This is a genomic window from Thiohalocapsa sp., from assembly GCF_019695415.1.
Lineage (GTDB): Bacteria > Pseudomonadota > Gammaproteobacteria > Chromatiales > Chromatiaceae > Thiohalocapsa.
The window spans coordinates 1-5,492 of record NZ_JAIFKJ010000277.1 but is presented as its reverse complement, the minus strand read 5'-3'; the positions used below and the strand labels follow the sequence as shown (position 1 = coordinate 5,492).

The following is a 5,492-nucleotide window of genomic DNA, read 5'->3' as shown; positions in this document are numbered from 1 at the left end:
CACTCGGGTAACCAATCCAGCTTCAAAATCCCCAAATTCAAGAAGCTGGAAATTCCGGCCCCGGCCCTCCCCGGGCAGAAACGGATTGCGGCAATACTGGATGCGGCGGACAACCTGCGGGCCAAGCGCCGGGAGTCCCTCGCCCAGCTCGACACGCTGCTGCAATCGACCTTCCTGGAGATGTTCGGCGATCCTGTGACGAATCCGATGGGGTGGGAGGAGGAAGCTTTCGGGCAGCTAGGCGCCAGCAGCTTCCGGAATGGACTGTCGCCATCAAGTAGAGGAACGGTCGAAGGTGCAGTCCTCACGTTGTCGGCGATCACCGGCGGCGGCTTTGACTTCACGGCGAGAAAAGAAGCTCGATTCGACAAAGACCCCTCGCTGCTGCAAAGAGTATCTACTAACACCTTTCTGATATGCAGAGGTAACGGAAACAAGAAGCTTGTTGGAACCGCTGCATTCCCAGATCGGGACGACGAAAGCGTTTGCTTCCCTGACACAATGATCGGCGTGACAATCAACTCCGAGCGCCTAACGCCTCCTTACTTGCAAAGTATATGGAGAAGTGATCGTGTCCGAAACCAAATTGAGAGTGGAGTGCGGACGACAAATGGCACATACAAGTTGAACCAGAAATTACTCGGCTCGATTGTGTTTCCCGTTCCGCCGGCCAGCCTCCAACACCGCTTCGCCACCATCGTCGAATCCATCGAGCGCCAGAAGGCCCGCCTCCGCACCCACCTCGCCGAGCTGGACACCCTCTTCGCCTCCCTCCAGTCCCGCGCCTTCAACGGCGAGCTGTGAGACGCGCGCCGGGCGGGCTCCCCATAATGTCAATCAAATGGTGCTATGTCGCGTAGACGACACAAGAAAAAGATATCTCGCGCAGAGACGCAAAGGCGCAGAGAAGAAGAGCAGGATGAAAGAAGCGGACTGGAGAAATCGAGCAATGCTCAGTCTTCCTTTGCGCCTCTGCGTCTCTGCGCGAGCCTCTTCTTGCCACGGCACAACGTCACGCGACATGATGTTGCGGTCGCACCCTCACCGGGAGCGCGCGCCGCGATGTACACTCATCTCTAGCTCCCACGCTCCAGCGTGGGAGCTAGTGCCGACGCTCCAGCGTCGCGCGTCCTCTACGGGACGCTGGAGCCTCGGGGCCGCATTCCCATGCTGGAGCGTGGGAACGAGAGGGGGTCGAACAACATAATGAAGCGTTTTCGCTCGGGGCGGAGTCGGCTGGTGCTATCGCCGGGGAGTAGAATCCCAATAGGGCCTATGGTCCCCAACCCGCCGCGCTTCATCGCTGGAGAGAACATCATGACCGACCTGGCACGCATCACCGTCAACCCCGAGGTGTGTGGTGGGCGTCCCTGCATCAGAGGCCTGCGGGTGCGCGTCAAGGACATCCTGGACATGCTCGCGGCCGGGGCTGCGCGCGAACAGATCCTCAAGGATTATCCGTACCTGGAGGACGGCGACATTTCGGCGGCGCTGGCCTACGCGGCGGCGCTGGCCGACCATCCGGTGCTGCGAGTTGCTTGACCGTGCGTTTCCTGGTGGACGCTCAGTTGCCGCCGGCGTTGGCGCGGTGGCTCGAGGCCAAGGGGCACGAGGCTCAACACGTCTTCGACCTGGGTCTGATGGAGGCGAGTGATCGGGCGATCTGGGCGAAGGCCGGCGAGATTGGCTTCACCCTTGTCACCAAGGACGAGGACTTCGTGACCCTCCTCGCCACGCGGCCTAATGGTGCGTCCGTCGTTTGGTTAAGGGTCGGGAATACAACTCGTCCCGCGCTGCTGGAATGGTTTGGCAAGGTGCTGCCGGAGATCGAGTCAGCATTGGGTTCAGGTGAGTCACTGATCGAGGTCATCTGACATCGACAATGACCAACTTCGCCTTTCTACCCACTGAGTTTCGCGCCATTGCCGAGGCCGCCGCGCAGGCGGAGCGCCACATCCAGGGCGACCCCCGCGCCGCCTGCTTCCACGCCCGGTTCACGTTGGAGGCGGTGGTCCACTGGCTCTACCGGCACGACGCCGCGCTGCGCATGCCCTACGACCAGAGCCTGGGGGCCTTGCTGCACGAGCCCTGCTTCCAGAACCTGCTGCCCGAGGCGGTCTTTCAGAAGGCACGGGTGATCCAGAAGGTCGGCAACCAGGCCGTCCACAGTGCCCGCCCGGTCCGCCAGCTCGACGCCCTGCAGGCGGTCAAGGAGCTGCACCACATCTGCTATTGGCTGGTGCGCACCTACCGGCCCGATGCCTCCCGCGAGGGCGCAGGCTGGAAGGACGAGCGCATACCGCCGGCCCCGGACAGCACCTCGGTGGTTCCGCGCAAGGAGCTGGAGGCGCTGGAAGCACGGCTGGCCAAGCAGAATGAGGACGCCCTCAAGCGTCAGCAGGAGCGTGACGCCCTCGATGCCGAGCTTCAGGCCCTGCGTGAACAGCTCGCCGCCATTCGCGCTTCCTCTGAAGCGGTAGCGGACACCCACGACTACTCCGAGGCGGAGACCCGCAGCTACCTGATCGACGTGGAGCTGCGCCGCGCCGGCTGGCCACTCGACAGTCCCAAGGACCGGGAATATCAGGTCACGGGGATGCCGAACGCCAAGGGTCTCGGTAAAGCGGACTATGTGCTCTGGGGCGACGACGGTAAACCGCTGGGGGTGGTGGAGGCCAAGAAGACGACCGTCGACGCACAGGTGGGCCAGCAGCAGGGCAAGCTCTACGCCGACTGCCTGGAGCAGATGCACGGGCAGCGCCCGATCATCTTCTACACCAACGGCTACGACATCTGGCTCTGGGACGACACGCTCTACCCGCCGCGCCGAGTGGCCGGCTTCTACAAGAAGGACGAGCTGGCCCGACTGATCCTGCGCCGGAGCCAGCGCAAGTCACTGGACGTGGCCAAGGTGAAGGACGCCATCGCCGGGCGCTACTACCAGAAGCGGGCCATCGGCAGCATCGCCGCGCAGTTCGCCAGCGCTCGGCGTAAGGCGCTGCTGGTGATGGCCACCGGCACCGGCAAGACGCGCACCGCCATCGCCCTGGTGGACTTGCTGCAACACGCCGGCTGGGTGAAACGCGCCCTGTTCCTCGCCGACCGGGTCTCGCTGGTTCGCCAAGCGTGCAACGCCTTCAAGGCGCACCTGCCCGAGTCGAGCCCGGTGAACCTGGTCACCGAGAAGGACACCGAGGGCCGCGTCTACGTCTGCACCTACCCGACCATGATGGGCATGATCGACGAGACCGAGGCCCAGACCGAGACTAAGACCGAGACCAGCCGGGGCGGCACCGAGGCCCGCTTCAGCGTCGGGCACTTCGACCTGGTCATCATCGACGAGGCGCACCGCTCGGTGTACCAGAAGTACGGCGCGATCTTCCGCTACTTCGACGCCCTGCTGGTGGGCCTGACCGCCACGCCCCGGGAGGAGGTGGACAAGAACACCTACGACCTCTTCGAGCTGGAGCCGGGCGTGCCGACCGACGCCTACGAGCTGACCGAGGCGGTGAACGACGGCTTCCTGGTGCCGCCCCGCGTCGAGCAGGTGGACCTGCGCTTTCCCCGTGAGGGCATCGACTACGACAGCCTGAGCGACGAGGAGAAGGCCCAGTGGGAAAGCCTCGACTGGGGCGACGACGTGGAGCCGGGGGTGCTGCCGGACCGGGTGAATGCCGCCGCCATCAACAGTTGGCTCTTCAACCGCGACACCGTGGACAAGGTGCTCCAGCACCTCATGGAGCATGGCCACACCGTCGAAGGCGGTGACCGGCTGGCCAAGACCATCATCTTCGCCCGCAACCACGACCACGCGACCTTCATCGAGGAGCGGTTCAACCACCACTACCCGCAGCACGCCGGGCACTTCGCCCGCGTCATCGACAACCGGGCCAAGTATCCGCAGAGCCTGATCGACGACTTCGGGCAGAAGGACAAGGCCCCGCACATCGCCATCTCCGTGGACATGCTCGACACCGGCATCGACGTGCCGGAGGTGGCCAACCTGGTCTTCTTCAAGCCGGTCTACTCGAAGATCAAGTTCTGGCAGATGATCGGGCGCGGCACCCGGCTCTGTCCCGACCTCTACGGGCCAGGCGAGGATAAGCAGGACTTCCGCGTCTTCGACTTCTGCTTCAACTTCGACTTCTTCCGCGAGAATCCCGAGGGCATCAACGCCACCGACAGCGCCCCGCTCGGCACCCGGCTGTTCCGTGCCCGCGTGCAACTGCTCGGCCACGTCCAGGCCAACCCCGAGCTGGACCCGGATGCGGATCTGCTGGTGTCACTCACCGAAGGGCTGCACGGCGAGGTGGCGGCGATGAACCCGGACAACTTCATCGTGCGGATGCACCTGGAGGCGGTGGAACGGTTCCAGCAGCAGGACGCCTGGGCGGATCTCAGCGAGAGCGACCGCCAGACCCTGCAGCGGGAGCTGGCCGGGCTGCCCAGCGAGATCGCCACCGACGACATCGAGTCGCGGCTCTTCGACCTCACCGCGCTGCGCATGCAACTGGCGCTGGCCGAGGCGGACCAGGGCGCCTTCGAGCGCCACCGACAGCGCGTGGTCGAGATCGCCATGTTGCTGGAGGAGAAGGCCGCCATCCCGGCGGTGGCGAAGCAGCTCGAATACCTGGCCAGTGTGCAGGAGAGCGGCTTCTGGGAAGGCGTCGATCTCAAGCAGTTGGAGGATCTGAGGCTGCGTCTGCGGGGGCTGGTGCCGTTCCTCGACAAGCAGAAGCGCAAGATCGTCTACACGGATTTCCAGGACCAGGTGCTGGGCGTGCGGGAGGAAACGCCGGTGGTCGTGCCGAAGATGACCGGCGCCCAGTACGCGAAGAAGGTGGAGGACTACCTGCGCAACCACCTCGACCACCTCGTGATCCACCGCCTGCGCTCCAACCAGCCACTGACGGAGCTGGATCTGAAGGGTCTGGAGACCACCCTGACTGAGATTGGCGAAGGGGATGGGGAGACCCTGCTGTCCGGCCTGTTGACCCAAAGCGGCGCACCGTCCCTGGCGCATTTTATTCGCAGACTGGTGGGCATGGACCGCGCTGCGGCTCAGGCGGCGTTCTCGCAGTACCTCAATGACCGCAGCCTGACTGCGCCTCAGATCCGGTTTATCGAGATGGTCATCGACCAACTGACGGCGCGAGGTGTCATGGATGCTGCGGCCCTGTACGAGCCGCCGTTCAGCAACCTGCACGCCGGGGGACCAGACGCGCTCTTCGCGGGCAAGGAGACCGTGATCGACGGAGTTTTCCAAACGCTGAAATCCCTGGAGCCTCAGGTTCAGAACGTGGCCTGATCAATAAGCCGAGATCCGGTATTTGAGCGAAGCCGTCCTTCAAGAATTTCGCTTTCTTCAGCCCCCAGCCCTCAGCCCTCAGCCCTCAGCCCTCAGCCCTCAGATATAGTGACCGAGGAGAAACGTCGCGAGGGAAGAGCACAAACCAACATGCACAATCCGCCAAGCTACCAACAGGCACTGG

At 63.8% G+C, this 5,492-nt stretch carries 4 protein-coding genes; all 4 read left to right on the top strand.

Features of this window, described 5'->3' with window-relative positions; all coding sequences use genetic code 11:
* On the top strand, positions 1–804 hold an 804-nt coding region (locus tag I6U14_RS07965; protein ID WP_296898292.1), incomplete at its 5' end, for a restriction endonuclease subunit S.
* A gap of 513 nt (positions 805–1,317) precedes the next feature.
* On the top strand, positions 1,318–1,542 hold the full coding sequence (locus tag I6U14_RS07960; protein ID WP_296898291.1) for a DUF433 domain-containing protein: 225 nt from the start codon (positions 1,318–1,320) through the stop codon (positions 1,540–1,542).
* A 2-nt stretch (positions 1,543–1,544) separates the two neighbouring features.
* On the top strand, positions 1,545–1,874 hold the full coding sequence (locus tag I6U14_RS07955; RefSeq protein ID WP_296898293.1) for a DUF5615 family PIN-like protein: 330 nt from the start codon (positions 1,545–1,547) through the stop codon (positions 1,872–1,874).
* A gap of 8 nt (positions 1,875–1,882) precedes the next feature.
* Positions 1,883–5,308 carry a DEAD/DEAH box helicase family protein gene (locus I6U14_RS07950; protein WP_296898290.1) on the top strand — a complete coding sequence of 1,142 codons (3,426 nt, stop codon included), beginning with the start codon at positions 1,883–1,885 and terminating at the stop codon, positions 5,306–5,308.
* The last annotated feature ends 184 nt before the right edge of the window (positions 5,309–5,492 follow it).